We start from the raw sequence: 17,389 nt of genomic DNA, 5'->3' as shown, positions 1-17,389 counted from the left end.
CCAACGTTTTTGTGTCCTTTTTCAACCGTTTTATTATACGCCACCCTACAATCCACACTTATTTAGTTGTTGAGCATCCAGATAATTTTTCAATATTTCATCAGTCTGCTTTAAATCTTCCATTAGTTCTTTAAAACGATCTTCAGGATAATCGGATTGCGAAACATCGAGTAGATACATTTCCCTTTGGGAGCAAATTATCGAAGCGAGAAACTCGGAAGTAAACGCTAAGTCGCGCTCAATTCCATCTAGTATAAATGCGTTACTCTCAAAATGAGCTATGGCCTGATCGCGCTTACCGGCAAGGTCATTTCTGATATTCTCATCAACTTCCCACCAAACGAACCTGGTACCGGTAAAGACCCCAAGTAAAAATACAATGAAAACAATTCCGATTGATTTTAATGTACTCAAAGGTTCTCCATAGAGTATATCGGCCGCAATAAACGGCGAAAAATTATTGGCTATAATGCCTGAGGAACAAAGGCTCGCCAACGGGTATTTGTCGAGTTTTATATTTTTTTGAGAGGTGCATTCGTAGCCATTTTTTAATCTTTATCTTTGATTTTTCTTCGCGAACGTCCTTCCAGAATTGAGGTTACGATAGCATGTAATGCCATAGAAAAACTTACTGCTGAAACTAAGAATAGTGGCACGTACATGAGGATCATACCACCTTGATATCCAGTTACTGCCATGCCCAAACTAATAACACCAACCAGTAGCTCTACCACAATAGCTTCCCAGTTAGTCCTGAAAGCAGCACCTGGCGTTTTCGCAGCATAATGTTTTACACGGTAGCTCAGAATTTGTCCCTTATTAATGATTCAACTAATGCTGCAGACACCAGCTTGGTATAGCTCACGCGCTCTAACTTGTTAAGCGCTGACACGATTGCATGCCTCAATTTCGATAGTTTTTAACTTCTGACAATGCTCAGTACCAGCCAAGGAAGTTAAATATGGACAATTATATAAGTCTAGTAATTCGAGACGACTAAATTGCTCAATGCCAGTTAATGACTCCAGTTTTCGAGATGTAAGATACAGTTGTTTAAGCGCGGCCATAGAAGAAATTGGCTTTAAGTTACAATGCGGATAGTTCTGGATATTTAGCTTCTCAATTGATGTTAATTCTAACAACGAAGCCAATCCCTTAGACCAGGTGACTAATGCGACTCTAAGTTCCGAGAACGCCGACAAATCAATTTTTTGAGTTGACTTGTATTGGAGGCCAAGCACTTCTAGTTGAGAAAGAGACTCTATGACCTTAACTCCTTTCGCCTCCCAACAATACAGTTCGAGACTTCGAAGGAAGCTCAATTCAGAAAGGAATGATATATCATGGCCTTTAAACCCAAAGGAATCTGTGAGCCTCAATGCAAATATATCGTTATCACGCATATAGATGCCGATATCATCGGACCATGTCCCCTTTAAGATAAGGACCTTTCCGATTCCATTCTCATCTTGTCTTATCTCAAAGTTACTCATGCTCTATCTTTGGTGAATAACGCTAAGCTAACGGGCAGTGGCGTCGCGACATAATCGCGAAGCGCCGTTGCGTTACTGTCCCAGTGTTCGAATGGAACGGGTTAAGCATCTTGTTATAATTTTCTGTGAAAAACTTCATTTGCACCCTTTACTGATTGCAGCAGCAGCTTGTCATTGATTACGCACACCTCATGAATTTGTATATCTAAAGGGATTCTTGGATCTTTAAGTTGTAGTTTGAAGCATTCACCACTGTCAGAAACAGAAATAAGGGAATATGGGGTATGAGTTGGCGTTCTTCCATGAAGAAACCCTGAATATACCTCTTCGGTTATTATTATTTCTGCTGGCTTTAATATCGATGAGAACTCCTTAACTTCGGCTTCTGTCATTTCTGAATTTTTAAAATTATCAATCGTTTCGCTCTTACTGAATACCCAATGCCCGATAAAAGCATATTTATGGTTTTCATGTTGGGCAATGCAACTGAATGATAAAAAAACTAAAGCACTGATTCCTTGAAACACGCTTTTCACTAATTTATTCCCCAAATTATAACGGCCCGAGGCAGCGGAAAACGCTAGCTACGAGTAGTTTACCTGTGGCTTTGTTTGTTAAATCTTATTAACCTCAATGTTGATGATACCCTCATAATTTGCGGGAATACCCTGATCGGCGACCGGCACGCTAACAAAAGTGCCGCCAGCCATAATTGTCAAATCTCCAGGAGTTGCAACATTACTGCTGCCCACAACAGCAGGATTGGTGTAGATAATCAAATATCTGGATTGAGTCAAAATCCCATTGATCGCTATGTCAGCCTCCCAACCAGAAGTAGAAAACCAAGACCCATACCGTAAGTTAAGATCTGATAACTTTTTGACTACATTGAAGTTTTCATCGAGAAAAAGAAGCGTAGGTTCCAAATAATGGACTGATAACAAGCTACTAGCAAATCCAGCTGTGTCGGTTTGCCATGTTTCAACGTTTAAAGAATATTCATAACCTAGATTGGGTAATTCCACAGCTCTGAAAAAGCTTTTTCCTTCCTCAAATTCAAATGCTTGAAACTGTTTTCCAACAACTAGTTTGTTTTGGCCTTTCTCTTTTAGAGATTCATATTTAATTTCAGAAAATGAAGAGCAACAGACAGTGGCTTTATCGTACGCAACTTTGGATGCTGCAAGATCTTTCGCTCTAGTCTGAAGAGCACTAGAAGCGCATCCTGAAAGCAATAACACTAAAATAACTAAAAAAAACCTCATAATTTCCCCTAAGATTTAACTTCGTAAATAAATGGCACAATTGAGCAGGCTAAACTTTGTGAGGCACGAACACAGCCGACGTTTTTGTGTCTGTTTTGAATCGATTTGTTAAGAGCTGTCTTTTAAGTTGCATTTTACGACACCAATTACTTCAGGAAAATCCACACTGACTGGGAAGTAGGAAACACCAGAATAAATGTTGTAGCTCTTTTTGCCATCAAAGGAAAATTCATGTTTATACGGTTTGCCTTGACATAATTCACTTGCTCTTTGGTGCCAAACTTTTCTTACACCATCTACCGTGGCAAAGCCATTTCCAGCATAGTAAAGTTCAAACTCCCCATCTGATATTTCCTTTTCTTTGTAGCCACCACCAAAACCAAACTCTTGATATGGAGGCACTGAACTACATCCAGTCAGCATTGCTAAAGCACAAAATACACTTATTAACTTTTTCATTCTTTGCTTGTCTCTTAAGGCTTTTAACGTCTAAATTGAAGGGCAAATACTTGCTGGACTTAGTAAGCGAGACACGAGCAGAGCTAGCGAGCATTTATCCATGTTTGATTCATATTGTTATTAGTCTTCACTTTTATAAAGTTTGAATAACAGTATCGAAATTAGTTGCACTGCTAATGCACCAGAAATAACTAACAAGTCGATCCTGATATTGGCCTCTGCATCAATAAATACTTGTTGTATAGCTACAATGGTAAGATTCAAAATAAGCAAGATAACCAAATGAATCAACTGTACTTTTCTTGCTAATTGAAGCGACAGAGCCTGTGCTAACGCCAATGAAGAACTGACAAGTGAAATGGCCAAAGACAACATAAAAAGTGATAAGAACATCCTATTAAACCTCCATTGTTTCTATCATTCTGACTTATAGCATCCTCGTTTGAAATTTTTTGTTAGTTTTTGCACTCAATTTCGCCCTTGACGTAGGGATGAGAAAAAGAGATTGGAATCACAGCAGATCCCGCCACACCCACCGCAGTGCTCTGGTTTGCACCTTCCTCGTTACCCACTTCGTCGTAACCATCGGGGCACAATTCGGATGCTCTTTTATGCCATCTTTCCAATACTAACTCAGGGCTGGTTGAGGCATTTCCTAAGTATTCAACCCAGTATCTTCCAACACCAATCTGTTGATCTTTATAGCCTCCACTCCACGTGTAAGCTTGATAACCTGTTACACAACCGGATGTAAATAGCATCAAACCCATTAAAAATAATATCTTCACCAATCCTCCTGGGAAACTAACTGCCGCGATAATCGGCGAAAATTTATTGGCTATAATGCCTGAGGGACGAAGGGGAGCCAATGGATTTTTGTCCGATTTGATTGCTTTTGCTGTGACTGAACTCTACAATTGTGGCAAATTGCTACAACGATTATATTTAGAGGAGAAACGATTATGGCTACAGCAAGTATTAGACTCGATGAGGATCTGGTTCAAAAAGCCAGCATAATAGGAAAAGCAATGAATCGCTCAACACCAAAGCAAATTGAGCATTGGGCTAAGATTGGCGAAATGATGGAGGACAACCCTGATTTGCCCTATGAATTTGTAAAACAAGCGATTATTGCTAAAGCAGAAAAAGACGCAGGAAAGTTAGAGGTTTATACCTTTGGCTAAAGTCACAAAAGTCTTGCAAACAAGTACTTTTAAAAAAGCTGTCAAAAAGCTCCATAAAAATCAGAAAGCAGATTTGGATAAAGCAGTTAAAGTGCTTATGCAAGAACCGCAATTGGGAGAGCAAAAGAAAGGTGATCTGTCTTTTATGCGTGTTTACAAATTCAAAATGGCGAAACAGTTAACACTTTTGGGATATAGCTATGAAAGTGGTTCAGTCGTTTTGGAGCTTCTGACTTTTGGTTCCCACGAAAATTTCTACAGAGATGCCAAAAAGATTCTGTAGGTTATAACTTCAAGTTAAACGGCACATTTATATTGGCTATAATCTGCGACGCAGGAGCGGAGCCAATGTAAATGTGTCCGATTGAACGCTTTGTTATACATCATCTTTGACTTTTTGATCAAACCACACGTGCTCAGAATCTCCGCCTAATACAAATCTGTAACCAATGGGGAGAGCCATGTATTGAGCTATTTCGGGTCTCTTTTCTGCGATATGACGGAAGTGCACTGTTTTTAGAGAACTCACATCACCGGTGTAAAGGTTTGTAGTAAGCCACCAACCAGACATGTGATCAGGTGAGTGATATCTTACCCCTTCGAGTTCGATATCCTCGAACGAATCAATAACTCCTTCGGAAATGGCAACCAATTGGTCTAGCTCAGGCGATTCGAAACTTTCTCCGTAATGCTCGCAACAAAGCCTTTGTAGTTCCGCTAAATTCAAACTCTACTTCCTAGATGTATAACTACTAAATTAAAGGGCAAATGCTTGCTGGCTACACTTGCCGAGGCACGAGGCCAGCCAACGACTATTTGTCCAAGTTTAAATTTTCTTGTTAGGTGCATAAATGTTAGATAAGTGGTCGTCTTGCATTGAGATTGTTCTTGCACTCTTTGCACCTCAACTCTACATTCATTAACCTCTTTAGTCCTAAGTTGACGATACCATAAAACAAAAAACCTAAAACAAGGAAAAGAAGATCGGGAGAGGACAGTAAGAAGAGAAAAAAGGTGAGCAGTGAAATAATCTGGAAAACTAGCAAAACACCATTGTTAATATCTCTTGAGTAAACATATTCGGCCTGACAAAAGCATGTGAGGCAACTGGCTATTCCTGATTGTTTTAATTTGTATGTAAAAGCCAATATGCACCTAACGCCCTGTTAATAGGCGGATTACGCTTGGCTAAAATTAGCGAAGAATGAGCGCCTGCCAAGCAGTAAGACGTCATTTTAAACAGTTTGTTAGCTATTACTTAGCAAGTAATTACGGGCCAAATACATGAAATGCGAAGCTACTATTATTGGTATTGTAAACCATATAGTTTTTGACTGGATGCCAGAAGCAATAGCAAATGCGAACAACGCTATAAAACCTAATAATGTGAAAACTCTCAACTTTTTCGGTGAAAGAAAAACTTTATTAGGTTCAAGAATATGAAGCAATACTGATATAAAAGCGAAAAGCCCAAAGAGGCCGGCAATTTCAATCATGAGTAGAACTAAACCGTAGTAATGGCCTTCTGATACCCAATAAAAAGAAGCTGGGATGGTTATTAATCCTAACCCAAGCAATATAACCAGAGGGCCAAAACCAACAATAGCTTCTAACAAAATCAAAATTTTATACCACGGTTTCATGTGTAATAGCTAACGGCCGTAATAAACGGCGAAAATTTATTGGCTATAATGCCTGAGGGACGAAGGTGAGCCAATGAATTTTTGTCCGAATTAATTGCCTTTGTTAGAAGTCGCCTTTGACAATCTAGCTTTTACAAAAAGCAACCATCTGTCGTTTTGGTTTCTGATTATCTCTGCTGACTTTACTGCTCCTAGTAAATCAGGAAAATACAAGTATTTATATCCTTTCTTAAACGTATGATCAGGCCCACAAATGCAACAAGGCCAGGTTGAACGGCCTATTTCTCTATCTGTGGCCCAAAATCTAATATCGTTGTGATCGCTGAAAGTTGAGCTTTCATGATCATTCGATCTAGATAGAAACACATATTTGTCTTGAGCTTGCCCTTTAATCGTATCAACAGATAGAAGCGTGTGCTCATAGCCTAATCTCTTCTTTGTTGTTGTCAGTAATTCAACAATAACAACGGTTTTTGCTTCGTCGATTAGCTCTTCTAATGCAAATCCGTATCCATTCTTAGGTACTGAACACGCTAAGGCTGCTGTGGAAAATGTAAAAAGAAAGAAAAATAGCACTTTCATAAGACTTCTAACGTCTTAAATAAACGGCACAATTGAGATGGCTATACTTTGCGAGGCACGAGCGGAGCCAGCGAGATTGTGTCCGGTTTTGATTTATTTTGTTATGTTGCATTAGTCTGAAGCCTTGTCTTTAGAGCATAAATAAACTGCACAGATAAAGCCACAAGAGAGGCTGATTAACACTGCCTGTAGAAATCCTGAAAATGTTAAGCCAGATATACCGCCTGAAAGGAGTGATTTTACGAAAGCAAGTATCAAGACTACACAAGATAAAACTCCAGTTACCTTTAGAACCTTTTGCCAAAATGTTTTTTCTCGAAAAAGTTCTGACATCATTGATTTTTTATAGCCCTTGCAACATAACTATTATTAGACGAATTAAGTTCGTGTTAAAACACGAACTTAATTCGTCTAACCTGCAAAGTCAATTTGCGACACTGCTCCCAAGCCCACTGAAAAAGCGAGTTAAACGACGTTTTAGGTTTTATGCGGTTGGCTAAATACGTACTTATGTCATCTAACTCCGCCAATGGTCAGGATTCACGTTTTCCCCTTTACTAATTATGATTTTTTCCTATCAATACACTTATTTCATATCGTTTTATTTGAACACATTATTGTCTCAAAATGAGTCTGAATAATCGGGCTGAGAAGTACTATCGCTCATTGAAAAAGAAGCTGGCTTTGAGTCCATCAATCACATGGATCCAATTACCCATTCTCATTCCCGTCGGGATTCGCTAAAGTGGTGCGTTGAAGTCACAAAAAAATATACGCCCTATAACAAGCCATGCTGACGCCTTCCCTGTTACTGATTGCCGCCCTGCTCTATTTGCTGGTGCTATTTGGTATTGCCTGGTGGGGAGATAAATCTAATCGTTGGCTCAAGGCTAAACCTGCCGTATACAGTTTAGGCTTGGGTGTCTATTGCACCTCCTGGTCCTTTTATGGCGTGCCGGGGCAAACCGCGGAAACCGGGTGGTGGATAACGCCCACCTACACGGGTGCCATTTTGGTGTATATCCTTGCCTGGCCACTGGTGCTAAAAGTAGCCCGTATCTGTCGAGACAATAATCTTACCTCCATGGCAGATTTTATCGCCACCCGCTATGGCCGTTCTATGCGTATCTCGGCCTTAATAAGCTTGGTATGTGTCATTGCCATTGTTCCTTATATCAGCCTGCAAATCCGGGCCGTTGCGAATAGCGTAAATATCGTTACCGATAGCAGTGGCATGGGGGGCAACAGTGCTCTATTGTTTACCCTGCTACTCGCGGTATTCGCTATTTTGTTCGGTACCCGCAGAGTACGCACCTCCGAACACAATCCGGGCTTGATGCTAGCCATCGCGTTTGAATCGATTATCAAACTATTTACCTTTTTAGCCGTCGGCATCTTTGTGGTGTGGATAATGTTTGATGGGGTTGCCGATTTAAGTGTGCAAAGTGGGCAACTAAATTTCAACAGCAGTGAATCCACTTCCTGGTTCACTTACGCCAGCCAGACCTTTATTGGCGTATTAATGATGTTTTGCTTACCTCGTCAGTTTCATGTCTGCTTTATCGAACAAACCAGCGAAAAAGCAATGCTGCCGTCTCGCTGGCTGTTTCCCATTTACATGCTGGCTCTCAACCTGTTTGCCCTGCCCATTGCCTCCGCGGGATTACTCTGGTTCCAGGGCAGCGATATCCCCCCGGATAACATTATGCTGCTTTTACCCATGGCAGCAGACAGCCCAATAATGACGCTAGTATCTTTCCTGGGGGGATTTGCGGCAGCCACCAGCATGGTGATCATCTCCTCCATTGTGCTAAGCATTATGGTTTCCAATGATTTGATCACCCCCTGGCTGGTAAGCCGAGCCCGACAAAGCCAGGTAGCAGAGCGGTTAAGCCCGCAAAAGCTGATTTTGATTCGACGATTGACCATCATCATTGTTTTGTTATCCGCCTGGCTCTATTACCAGATCACCCGCGATTATGGGCTGTTAGCTAATACCGGACTAATGGCCATGACCCTCGTGGCGCAATGTGCACCTGCATTGTTACTGGGTTTGTACTGGCGCAACGCCAGTGAAAAAGCCGCGCTGCACAGCATTTTAGTGGGAACGGCTCTTTGGGCTTACACACTGCTATTACCTACTTTATTGTATTCCAGTTATCCCGACAGCAGCATCCTGCATTCCGGATTTTTAGGTATTAATGCCCTAATCCCCACCGCGATATTTGGATTGCAACTGGATTTTATCAGCCATGGTTTGCTGGTGAGTTTAGGTGGCAACCTGCTGACTTTTTTCTGGCTTTGCTGGCTACGACGGCCGCTAGTGGCAGAACAATTACAAGCCTCAATTTTTATCAACAATCAAAGTTCACCAGACAACCCCAAAGGCAGTTATGACAACCTCAGTTTAGGTAGCGTACAAAGCCTGCTTTCCCGATTTTTAGAACCACAACGCGTGGAAGAATTCTTTGTCAGCCACATGAGCACCGCAGAGCCAGACTGGCAGCGACCAGCGCCAAAGTCACTGTTAGATAAATTAGAGCAGGAATTGTCTGCCATCATCGGCGGAGCTTCGGCCCGCTTAGTATTGGAATCAGCTAGCGGTAGTAACAATGTCGCCCTTAGCGAAGTGGTTGAACTGGTGGATGAGGCCAGCGAAGTATACAAATTCAACCGCGCACTACTGCAATCAACCATTCAAAATATCGAACAGGGTATATCCGTGGTCGATAAAGAACTGCGCATCGTGGCCTGGAATCGGGCCTATATCGATATGTTCAATTACCCCGAAGGCGAGATTTATGTGGGCCGCCCGGTTGAAGAAGTGATCCAACTCAACGCCAATCGCGGCCTGTTCGGTGAGATCAACAAACAGCAAATTAATGAACAGGTAGAAAAACGGGTGGCGTTTTTGCGTTCCGGTAAACCCTATAGTTTCCGCCGTGTGCATCAAACCGGTAAAGTGTTGGAAATGAAGGGTAACCCACTACCCGGTGGTGGGTTTGTCACTACCTATACCGATATCACCGAATTTGTGGAAAACCAAAAAGCCCTGGAAGAGCTCAACGTACACCTGGAAAAGCGGGTTAAGCAGCGCACTCAAGATTTAGAAGCCATGAACCAACGCCTCGAAGATGCCCGGCAACTGGCAGTGCAGGCCAATGAGGATAAAACCCGCTATTTTGCGGCTATAAGCCACGATCTTCTGCAACCATTTAACGCGGCGACCCTGTTTAACTCCATTCTCAAAGAAAAGCTACAAACGCCAGAACTGGCAGACCTGAGCAAAAACATTCAAAACTCACTGGAAAATGCCGAACAGCTAGTCAATTCAGTACTGGAACTTACCAAACTGGATGCCGGTGTTATTTCGCCACAAGTTGAAGATGTGGATATTTACCAGTTAGTCACGCCACTATTGGATGAATATCGCTTAATGTGTGAAAACAAAAACCTGCAATTTACGGCGGACATTCCCCATCAGCTCACCCGTACCGATGCCAGATTGTTGGTCAGGGTGCTGCAAAATCTGCTCACTAACGCTATCCGCTACACCGACTCAGGTTTTGTCTCAGTGCAATGCATAGTAGATCAGCAACTGGTGATCAGTGTTAAAGACTCAGGTGAAGGCATTAAAGAAGAGGATAAAGCCCGGATATTCAAAGATTTTGAGCAGGTGAGCCATCAGCAGACCGGCCAGGGTTTGGGCTTGGGCTTGGCAATCGCCTCCCGTATCTGCCGCATATTGGGGCATGAGTTAAGTTTTAACTCCACCTGGAAACAAGGTAGCGAGTTTCGTATCAGCCTGCCCTGTATCAAAGGCGATATAAATCCATCTCATAGCAACAGCACTAAAGCGGTATGTAAAACCGATATGCACGGTATCAGCGTACTGGTGATTGATAACGAGCCGGCATTACTGGAAGCCATGACACTGCGCCTTGAAGCCTGGGGTTGTAAAGTAGAAAAGGCCGAAAATGAATTCCAAGCTTTAACCATGTGTCAGCACTTTACCCCAGATATTATCGTAGCCGACTACCATCTGGATAATGGTAAAAACGGCATTGCTGTGGCGCAGCAAATTCACCAATCACTCACACGCAATGTACCGGTCATTATTAACAGTGCAGACCAGGCAGAAACCATTCGCGAAATGGCCATGGAACAAGGCTTTGGTTTTATTGCCAAGCCGGTAAAACCAGCCACCTTAAAGCGATTATTGAAAAAGAGCCTTGGCAGTTAAACATCAATGAATCATCGGATCACTGTAGCCCGGCACTGATGCGCCTTGCTCGCGCAAGCGGACTGTATTTTACCCAACGAAACAAATACATGATAAGCAACTTGGTAATTCCGCTGGCAACGGCGAGCACCATCAATGGCCAGCTGTTTGCAAGGCCCATGCTGCATGCGAATGCAATGGTGGAAACGTCCATCATCAAAATAAATTGGCTCATCCTGATATCCACCGCCCCCGTCTTTCCAGAAGTCACGATAAGCTTAATCTGATGGGCATAGCCTTGGGCCAGCAAAGCAGAGATGATTAATATCATTGTGGTAGCAATCCAGCGCCCTTCATCCTGATAGGTTTCGCCAAAAAACAGCCCCAACATCGAAACCACTAAACAAACAATGGCGCACCACAGAATACCCAGAGATAAACGAGTGCGTCGGTCACACCATATTTCCCACAGGATCATTGCAACCAGCATGGCGGCAATTAAACGCGGCCAGACAATATAATGATTAAATGGGGATATGGAATAGCCATAAACGAAAAATGAAAGATAAGCCAAAAAGCTCATACAAAATTGATTCAGAGACAAAAGCTCAGTGGCATGTCCCGAGCTAGCCGCCGATGACTTACGCCGCTCTACCGTTTGTAGTTGTGAATAAACACCATACAAGCTGATAAAGATAAAAGCAGTGTTAATTACCCCAAAGACATGATACAAAGTTCAACTCCCACACAACCCAAACTGTCGACAATATAAATTTATAATCGCTTTTTTACACATAAAAACTATTTATTTCGAAAATATTGTCGACATAAATAATATTAAAAGAGATGCAATACAGTCAACAGGAGACCTGAATGGCGCAAAACAAGGTAGTACTCATTACTGGCAGCAGCCGAGGCATTGGCGCCCAAACGGCGCAGCGTTTTGCCCAAGCCGGCTATGCCGTAGTGTTGAATTATCGACAAGCAAAAAAGGAAGCCGAAGAGCTGCAGCAACAGATACAAGCCATAGGAGTTGAGTGCTGCGCAGTACAAGCGGATGTGACCAAAGAATCTGATGTAAGCGAACTATTTGCGCAAGCGGATAACCTGGGACGCCTTTCAGTATTGGTAAACAACGCTGGCATACTGAAACAGCAAGCAAGAGTTGCAGACATTTCCGCTGAGCGTTTCATGCAAGTGATGGAGGTAAATATACTGTCTTGCTTATTATGCACCCAACAAGCCATTAAACGCATGTCAACAGAGCAAGGTGGAGCAGGTGGTGCCATCGTTAACGTTTCTTCTCTGGCAGCGAAAACTGGCTCACCCAACGAATATGTGGATTACGCCGCCTCAAAAGGGGCTATGGACAGTTTCACACGCGGCGCAGCACTGGAGCTGGCCGAAGAAGGGATACGTGTTAATGCCGTTCGCCCCGGTTTAATTTATACAGATATCCACGCTTCAGGTGGAGAGCCGGATCGCGTAAACCGACTTAAGCATAAACTGCCATTGCAGCGCGGCGGCGAGCCTGAAGAAGTGGCCGAAGCCATCTACTGGCTGGCATCAGAACAATCCTCCTACACCACGGGCACCCTGTTAGATGTAGCAGGAGGATTGTAAATAACGAAGAGTGTTATTCGGCAGCTTCCGGCTTTGCTACCTCTTTGCCAGAGTCGGCATTCCACTTATAAATGCCGCGAATAGTGCAAGAAGCCTGCTTATTCAGCTGTGAATCTGTTGCCAGTCTGTCGCCTGCACTCATACAACCATTGGCACCACGTGTAATCACCGCCACCTTGTTGATTGCCCAATCGGGGTTGCAGCCACCGATCAAATCAACTTTGTAAGTTTCTTTGTTGCGAATGCTCACTATCAAAGCATTGTCGTCATTGTCCACATTGCTCCAACCAGAAATATTTCGGGCGTAACACACCTGGCTCACTTCCTCGCCAACCCGTGGGTCGTTGTCTTTATCAAAGGTCGCTTTTGCTTGCTCAGCGGAGCTGGCACAGCCCAATAACAGCGCAGAACCCAACATAACTAACGATATTTTTAGTGTTTTCATAGTGAATTTCCTTTCGATTGTATGGGCTCATTGATGAGCCAGACATCCAGTATACAAAGAGCGTGACCACAATACTGGTAATTTTTTGACACTCAAATTCCACTTTAGTTCATAACGTATGTGTAATCAATGCCTCACATCCGTTAAAGCGATTCATGAAATACCACTTCCAATCGAATTGCTGAAGGCGTGTAAAAGAACACTTGAGTGATAGACAAGGCTTTCTGCGTCATGATTTTATAGTCAATTTCCAATGACTTTAATTTCTGTAAAAAATCACCTAACCCCTGCATACGCAGCGCCACATGATCTAAATGAGCGGGTTGCTCGGGTTTGTTATGAAGCTCACTTTCCATCAAGTGAAAGAAGGCATTCTCACCGTGATACAACCAATAGCCTGACCGGGAAAAGTCAGGTCGAAAACCTTCTTTCACAGCAAACACTTCACATAAAAAATCTCTTTCTTGTTTCAATAATGCCGCCGGGGCGCTGATATTAATATGGTCGAATTGCATTAGATTGACTTTGATAAAATATCTCTACAATCAATCTTGCCAGCTTTACCCCAATGTTGACCAGTTTTTTACGGTTCCCAATAGATAGAAAACGCCAAACAGCGTGCATACAGTGGAGCTTACCAACCAGAAGGTAACGGAGTTTTGGCTGATAGCGGGATGATTAGTTATAAAAGGCAGGATAAAGCCCGCAAGACCGCGTGCCACATAGATAAAGGCAATAGTGCAAAGGGCCAGTTTTTGCAGTGGTAATGGTGGAATGACTCCCGCCCCTGACAAGCCATACAATCCCCACAGAAATAAAATAGCAGCGATGATCAAGGTGGTTATGGCGGGTTGGTAACTGCCCATTTCCGCCAGCTTGGCCATGCCCTCCCCGGCCCCAAAAAAGCGATACCACTGCGGCCCGCCAAAGATAATGGCGATATGCAATATTGCAGCAACAAAACTCAAACCTGCGGCAATTTTAAGTAGCAATACCCCACTTAGATTTGGCCCCACAGTTTCCGGTGTAATTAGCATGGCAACTCCATAGAGAATGGCATAACAAACGTCGGTTATACCTGTCGTAGTTGTTGCAGTATTAAACCAGCTTGGGTGCGATTATTTACCTGGAGTTTTTCTAAAATGGCGGAAACGTGATGTTTTACCGTGCGTTCCTGAATCTGCAATTCCCAGGCAATTTGTTTGTTCAGCAAGCCATCGCTGAGTAATTGCAGCACTTTAAATTGCGCAGGTGTCAGCTTTTCCACTTTGGCGGCTAGTTGCTTTTCTTCGGACTCTGTTTCCGTTACCTGATCCAGATCGATGCCCTGCGGCAACCACACTTCTCCATTGGCAACGGTATCCACCGCCTCAGAGATATTACCTAATGAGGCAGATTTAGGAATGTATCCGCTGGCCCCCAGATGAATCGCGCGTGTGATGATGCTGGGGTCTTCGTTGCCAGACACCATGATCACAAGGATATCTGGCCAGGTGTGGCGCAGCTCAGTTAGGCCACTGAAACCGTCACAGCCGGGCATGTTTAAATCTAAAAAAATAAACTCTACTTCCGGTTGCGCCTTTAAGGCATCCCGCACCTCAGGAAAGCTTTGCGCCTCCACGATTTGGCATTGCCCCAACGATTGTAAAATCGCCTGGGTCAGTGCTGCGCGAAACAGCGGATGGTCATCAGCAACTATGGCTTTCACGGCATCAGGGGTTGTCATAGGTATTTGTCCCCATAATGTACTTGATGGTTGCAGTGGAAACAATCCACCTCACATAACAGAACAGAAAAACGGCGGGTGCCGGAACACCCGCAAACGTGCACACACATCCGCACTTAGAATCGATAGCCTACCGTGAGGGTAACAGTGCGTGGATCGCCGTAATAGGCAATCAGTGTATTATCTCCGCCAAGACCCGGCGTGTATAAACTGATGTCTGTAGGGTCAGATTGGTCTGGGGTTACAAACTGATAACCACCTACCATATATTCCTCATCCGTCAGGTTCTTAAGGTGCAGTCCTGCTGTCCAGTCGCCACTGGCGCTGTACCAGTTCAGGCTCATATTCAGCAGGCCATAACCATCTTGAGTTAACAGACTGTCTTCTTCGAACAACACATAATCGTCGCGATAGTAATAGTTGGCATTAAAGACAAAATCACCGAACTGATTGTCAAAAGCATAGTTCAGCCCCAGGTTATAGGTGAGATCCGGCGTGTTAGAAATGCTGAAGCGGTCGGATTTATCAAATAGCTCACCTGTAGTTGGATCGGTATCCAGAACTTCGGTGAAATCAGCATCAATCCAGCCGATGTTGAGGTTGAAGGTTAATGCATCACTGGCAAGATAAGTAAATTCGGCTTCAATACCTGATGCTTCTGATTTACCTGCATTTGTTAAACGCTGATTGAGATCCTCGTATCCATCGCCAGGTAAAATAGAAATGTACTGGCGATCTTTGTGATCAAGGGTAAACCAGGTAAGGTTGGCTCTGAGGTTATCCCCCCAATCACTCCTCATTCCTAGTTCAAAACTATCCACAATTTCCGGATCTGCTGCTACCTCAGGGACATCCAAAGCCTGAGCGCGAGGATTAAAGGTACCGGATTTAAAGCCTTGAGCATACGAGGCATAAAACATAACGTCGTCGCTGTGTTGATACTCTACACCCACTCGTGGGGTGAAGCGTGACCAGTCGTCTTCATCATCCAGCACAGTAGGCACGAACGCAGCAATGGTAGCTTCGTCGCGCACATAACCCGGCACCCATCCGGATTCCGGATAAATAGTCTCGAAAACTAATCCATTGTTTACCGTGGCTTCGCGCTCATCTTGGGTGTAGCGTGCGCCTAGTGTCATAGACCATTTATCAGAGAGTTCAAAGCTACCTTGGGCATAAACTGCCTTACTGGTGGAGTTACTGCAGCCGGATACTTCGCGAGTCAAACCTGGCGTACCAAATACTCCTACACCCAGTACTTCAAGAATCGCCTCAAATTGACCACAGGATTCACCATCGTAGTGGTACAATCCCGATACCAGACTAAAATCACCGTTGACGTAATTGAGCTGTAATTCGTGGGTGGTTTGCTCATCGTCATAAATGGCCGGCACATCAAAGATACGCAACGGAGTATTGTCAAAGTCGATATTGGTGGGGGAATAGCTTTCGCGGTCAGAAAACACATACTTTAATGTGGTGCTATCGCTCACATCCCAGGAAGCGGTAAAACTCAAACCTTCCAGTTCTACTTTGTTCCAGGTAGGTAAACTGGTGTAGGAGTCATAAACGCTATCCGGTACCGGCGCATCCGTCAATATACTGGGCAACAAGCGATAGCCGCCTTTAGCATTGGAGTCATCATCGGTTTTATCCCACGCCAGGCGAAAGAACAAATCGTCGGAAGGTTTGTACTCCAGGGTGATGCGGGCCGCGGTCACTTCTTTATTGTAGTTTTCTCGGTCTTGACCGTCTAAGTCAGACTGTAAATACTCCCCAAAGCCATCACGATTTAGAGATGCGTAACCAAAGCCCACGTACAACTGTTCGCTGATAGGGTATTGTCCAGTCACTTTTAAATCACGTTGATTGTAGCTACCTATTGATCCTTGCACGGAAAACTCTGGATCACCAGACATAGCTTTAGTGACATATTTAATTGCGCCACCAATGGTGTTTTTACCATATAGCGTGCCTTGCGGGCCGCGTAAAACTTCGATGCGTTCCACATCCAGAATATCCAGCACCGCACCTTGAGGACGAGCCAAATACACATCATCAATGTAAATACCGACGCCTGGCTCATAACCCCAAAGCGGATCTTGCTGGCCTACGCCGCGGATGAAAGCGGTAAGGGTACTGTTAGTGCCACGACTGCGCTGTAAGGTGGTATTGGGAGATAAACTTTGGATTTCGGTAATTTCTGCCAGACCGTTTTCCGCCAATTCGTCAGCTGAAACCGAGGTAATAGCCACCGGTACTTCCTGAATACTTTCTACCGTTTTTCGTGCGGTAACCTGAATCTTTTCCAGACCTTTGGTTTCCTGTTCAGCCTCCTGAGCCAATGCATTGCCAGACAATCCACTGCCTGCCAGCGCCACCAGCACGGCAAGTGACAGTTTGCTGCGTCGACCTTTGTCAGTCTGCGTTGCTTTAATCGTTGTGTTGTTCATAGTACATACCCTTTGCTATGCCATATCCACGAAACGTTATTTTTTATAAGAATTAACAAGTTAACGTCGTTGATATAAGCGGTGTTAAGCCCGCCTTCACTCAATGTCGCAGCTACATTAACGAATTTTTTACATTTGGTATGCTGTACTTAAGTACCATATGCAAAAATTCAATCCTGTTTCAGAATCCATTCGAAACTCCTCCATCTCAATGTCCGTTTTGCAGGGTTTTACAGCCTCCATAGCAGCTTCAACGCTATGGAGGCTGTTTTCAATGCCGTTACCACAATCCGG

General features: G+C 43.8%; 21 protein-coding genes. 4 read left to right on the top strand and 17 right to left on the bottom strand.

What is annotated here, in order from left to right:
- Window positions 1–45: 45 nt before the first annotated feature.
- The 8 genes from AABA75_RS03535 to AABA75_RS03500 all read right to left on the bottom strand — a co-directional run bounded on the left by AABA75_RS03535 (window position 46) and on the right by AABA75_RS03500 (window position 4,005).
- Window positions 46–414: a hypothetical protein gene (locus tag AABA75_RS03535; protein WP_338291137.1), complete on the bottom strand. Its 369-nt coding sequence runs from the start codon at window positions 412–414 to the stop codon at window positions 46–48.
- A 134-nt stretch (window positions 415–548) separates the two neighbouring features.
- Window positions 549–734, bottom strand: coding sequence for a hypothetical protein (locus AABA75_RS03530; protein WP_338291136.1), 186 nt, complete (start codon window positions 732–734; stop codon window positions 549–551).
- Window positions 735–878: 144 nt separating this feature from the next.
- Entirely contained in the window at window positions 879–1,493 is a 615-nt protein-coding gene (locus tag AABA75_RS03525; RefSeq protein ID WP_338291135.1) for a hypothetical protein, read from the bottom strand.
- Window positions 1,494–1,606: 113 nt separating this feature from the next.
- A complete protein-coding gene (locus AABA75_RS03520; RefSeq protein ID WP_338291134.1) occupies window positions 1,607–2,029 on the bottom strand; it encodes a hypothetical protein in 423 nt (140 codons plus the stop codon).
- 78 nt (window positions 2,030–2,107) lie between these two features.
- Window positions 2,108–2,758: a MalM family protein gene (locus tag AABA75_RS03515; protein WP_338291133.1), complete on the bottom strand. Its 651-nt coding sequence runs from the start codon at window positions 2,756–2,758 to the stop codon at window positions 2,108–2,110.
- A gap of 108 nt (window positions 2,759–2,866) precedes the next feature.
- Complete coding sequence (locus AABA75_RS03510; RefSeq protein ID WP_338291132.1) at window positions 2,867–3,217, bottom strand: membrane lipoprotein lipid attachment site-containing protein; 351 nt, start codon at window positions 3,215–3,217, stop codon at window positions 2,867–2,869.
- 120 nt (window positions 3,218–3,337) lie between these two features.
- Complete coding sequence (locus tag AABA75_RS03505) at window positions 3,338–3,610, bottom strand: hypothetical protein (RefSeq protein WP_338291131.1); 273 nt, start codon at window positions 3,608–3,610, stop codon at window positions 3,338–3,340.
- 62 nt (window positions 3,611–3,672) lie between these two features.
- Window positions 3,673–4,005: a hypothetical protein gene (locus AABA75_RS03500; protein WP_338291130.1), complete on the bottom strand. Its 333-nt coding sequence runs from the start codon at window positions 4,003–4,005 to the stop codon at window positions 3,673–3,675.
- Between the two features lie 174 nt (window positions 4,006–4,179).
- On the opposite strand from AABA75_RS03500, the gene AABA75_RS03495 reads away from it, so the two are divergent.
- Both AABA75_RS03495 and AABA75_RS03490 read left to right on the top strand, forming a co-directional pair.
- Window positions 4,180–4,401 (top strand): TA system antitoxin ParD family protein, encoded by a 222-nt coding sequence (locus AABA75_RS03495; protein WP_338291129.1) that lies wholly within the window; start codon window positions 4,180–4,182, stop codon window positions 4,399–4,401.
- Entirely contained in the window at window positions 4,394–4,684 is a 291-nt protein-coding gene (locus tag AABA75_RS03490) for a type II toxin-antitoxin system RelE/ParE family toxin (RefSeq protein ID WP_338291128.1), read from the top strand. The genes AABA75_RS03495 and AABA75_RS03490 overlap by 8 nt, the downstream gene beginning before the upstream one ends.
- Before the next feature lie 93 nt (window positions 4,685–4,777).
- Here AABA75_RS03490 and AABA75_RS03485 read toward each other — a convergent pair whose 3' ends face one another.
- The 3 genes from AABA75_RS03485 to AABA75_RS03475 form a co-directional block, all read right to left on the bottom strand.
- Entirely contained in the window at window positions 4,778–5,128 is a 351-nt protein-coding gene (locus tag AABA75_RS03485; protein WP_338291126.1) for an immunity protein Imm33 domain-containing protein, read from the bottom strand.
- A gap of 520 nt (window positions 5,129–5,648) precedes the next feature.
- Window positions 5,649–6,044 (bottom strand): hypothetical protein, encoded by a 396-nt coding sequence (locus AABA75_RS03480; RefSeq protein WP_338291125.1) that lies wholly within the window; start codon window positions 6,042–6,044, stop codon window positions 5,649–5,651.
- 90 nt (window positions 6,045–6,134) lie between these two features.
- Complete coding sequence (locus tag AABA75_RS03475; RefSeq protein WP_338291124.1) at window positions 6,135–6,626, bottom strand: hypothetical protein; 492 nt, start codon at window positions 6,624–6,626, stop codon at window positions 6,135–6,137.
- 790 nt (window positions 6,627–7,416) lie between these two features.
- Here AABA75_RS03475 and AABA75_RS03470 point away from each other — a divergent pair.
- Entirely contained in the window at window positions 7,417–10,869 is a 3,453-nt protein-coding gene (locus AABA75_RS03470; RefSeq protein WP_338291123.1) for a PAS domain-containing hybrid sensor histidine kinase/response regulator, read from the top strand.
- A gap of 19 nt (window positions 10,870–10,888) precedes the next feature.
- On the opposite strand, the gene AABA75_RS03465 is transcribed toward AABA75_RS03470, so the two are convergent.
- Window positions 10,889–11,581, bottom strand: a complete 693-nt coding sequence (locus tag AABA75_RS03465; RefSeq protein ID WP_338291121.1) for a hypothetical protein — start codon at window positions 11,579–11,581, stop codon at window positions 10,889–10,891.
- Window positions 11,582–11,721: 140 nt separating this feature from the next.
- Between AABA75_RS03465 and AABA75_RS03460 the strand changes: the two genes are divergently transcribed.
- A complete protein-coding gene (locus tag AABA75_RS03460; protein WP_338291120.1) occupies window positions 11,722–12,471 on the top strand; it encodes a glucose 1-dehydrogenase in 750 nt (249 codons plus the stop codon).
- A gap of 13 nt (window positions 12,472–12,484) precedes the next feature.
- Here AABA75_RS03460 and AABA75_RS03455 read toward each other — a convergent pair whose 3' ends face one another.
- The 5 genes from AABA75_RS03455 to AABA75_RS03435 all read right to left on the bottom strand — a co-directional run bounded on the left by AABA75_RS03455 (window position 12,485) and on the right by AABA75_RS03435 (window position 17,095).
- Complete coding sequence (locus AABA75_RS03455; protein ID WP_338291119.1) at window positions 12,485–12,916, bottom strand: DUF6491 family protein; 432 nt, start codon at window positions 12,914–12,916, stop codon at window positions 12,485–12,487.
- A gap of 143 nt (window positions 12,917–13,059) precedes the next feature.
- Window positions 13,060–13,431, bottom strand: coding sequence for a hypothetical protein (locus tag AABA75_RS03450; RefSeq protein WP_338291118.1), 372 nt, complete (start codon window positions 13,429–13,431; stop codon window positions 13,060–13,062).
- A 45-nt stretch (window positions 13,432–13,476) separates the two neighbouring features.
- Window positions 13,477–13,953, bottom strand: a complete 477-nt coding sequence (locus tag AABA75_RS03445) for a hypothetical protein (RefSeq protein WP_338291117.1) — start codon at window positions 13,951–13,953, stop codon at window positions 13,477–13,479.
- A gap of 35 nt (window positions 13,954–13,988) precedes the next feature.
- Window positions 13,989–14,642: a response regulator gene (locus tag AABA75_RS03440; protein WP_338291116.1), complete on the bottom strand. Its 654-nt coding sequence runs from the start codon at window positions 14,640–14,642 to the stop codon at window positions 13,989–13,991.
- A gap of 116 nt (window positions 14,643–14,758) precedes the next feature.
- Window positions 14,759–17,095, bottom strand: coding sequence for a TonB-dependent receptor (locus AABA75_RS03435; protein ID WP_338291115.1), 2,337 nt, complete (start codon window positions 17,093–17,095; stop codon window positions 14,759–14,761).
- Between the last annotated feature and the right edge of the window lie 294 nt (window positions 17,096–17,389).

The sequence above is a fragment of the Planctobacterium marinum genome (assembly GCF_036322805.1).
In the GTDB taxonomy this organism is placed as follows: Bacteria; Pseudomonadota; Gammaproteobacteria; order Enterobacterales; family Alteromonadaceae; genus Planctobacterium; species Planctobacterium marinum_A.
This window is presented reverse-complemented; position numbering and strand designations above follow the sequence as displayed.